Annotated in this window: 1 protein-coding gene; it reads right to left on the bottom strand. The window is 35.0% G+C overall.

All coding sequences use genetic code 11. From position 1 onward, the window contains the following. Positions 1-313 precede the first annotated feature (313 nt). Entirely contained in the window at positions 314-1,159 is an 846-nt protein-coding gene (locus BLP68_RS21330; RefSeq protein WP_091547765.1) for a universal stress protein, read from the bottom strand. Positions 1,160-1,385: the final 226 nt, after the last annotated feature.

The following is a 1,385-nucleotide window of genomic DNA, read 5'->3' as shown; positions in this document are numbered from 1 at the left end:
GACACCCTTGCCTTAAGCTATGCGCTTGGCACTATCAACCCGCGCTAGGGACTTTCACCCATTAGATTGCGCCCATGCTGGGCGCACCACAAAAACAAAACCCCGCTACAAGGGGTTTTGTTTTGAGGTTGTTGAAAAAGTCAACAATATCCAGACTGTTCAAAATTCTTCAGATTCGAGGCGAAAGAAAACCCAGCGAAGGCAGCGTATACGTAATACGTGAGGGTGCTGGGTTTTTGCAGCAACGAAGAAGATGGAGGATTTTCAACAGTCTGAAGACAAAACCCCGCTACAAGGGGTTTTGTTTTGTGTATTATTTATTACATGGTATAAGTAAGACTGGCCTTGATGATATTCTCGCAACCGCATCAGAAGTGCTGCCTAGAAGTAAAGCCTTTATTAAACCTCTTCCTCTTGTACCCATAGCTATAGCAGTTACCAATTCTCTGTCAGCTACTTCTGTAATTACTTTTGAAGGAATTCCATCTACAACTTCGATTCTACTATTAATCCCATTAATTGTGAATTCATCAGCTATTTTTTGTAGTCTTTCTTTATACTGTATTTTTTTACGCTCTAATTCATCATTGCTTTCTCCATGATCTACAACCGATAATAGTATCACCTCTTCTACTCCCGGAGGTAGTGTCATTATTTTTTGAGTAATTAATGATGAGCAGTCTGAGAAATCTATAGGTAATAATATTTTTTGAAACTTATTTATACATACATTTTCAATTTCTTCCTTTTCCTTTTTGTACTTTTCAACCAGTACAGGAACATCTGTTAGTCTAATTACATCAAATGTAGTACTCCCTAAGAATATTTCCTTTATAGCGCTTTTCCCTCTAGATCCAATTAAAATCAGAGACACCTCTTCTGCTTTTGCTATTTGAACAATTTCGGTTGCAGCAAATCCAATTGGAGTATATGTTTTGGTATGAATTCCATAACCTTCAAGTTTAGTTACTATTTCGTTTAATCTCTCTTCTCCATTACTCTGCAATGCACTTGTTGAACCTTCTCCTATTCTAATGTCAACTACATGTACTATAACAGCTTCCTCCAACCCCATATTTTTCAATTCCTCAATACAGTTAAAAAGTTTTTGGGCAGCTGGTGAAAAATCAGTAGCAATAAGTACTTTCTTCATCAACATAATATCACTCCCTCCGCCTTATCTTATATTCATTATTATTTTTACTACTTATATTTTATTTACTTATTCCCATTTCTAATACTATATAACATAACATTTATTACCATAAAATAAAAGGATAGATTTTTCTATCCTGAGGTTGATTACAAACCACCAGATTTTATCTAATCTGGTGGTTAAATTCTTTGTAAATTGATTTAAATGAAATTTTTAATTGTTTCTGCTA

Origin of the sequence: Alkaliphilus peptidifermentans DSM 18978, assembly GCF_900101495.1 — a bacterium.
GTDB classification, from domain to species: domain Bacteria; phylum Bacillota; class Clostridia; order Peptostreptococcales; family Natronincolaceae; genus Alkaliphilus_C; species Alkaliphilus_C peptidifermentans.
This window is presented reverse-complemented; position numbering and strand designations above follow the sequence as displayed.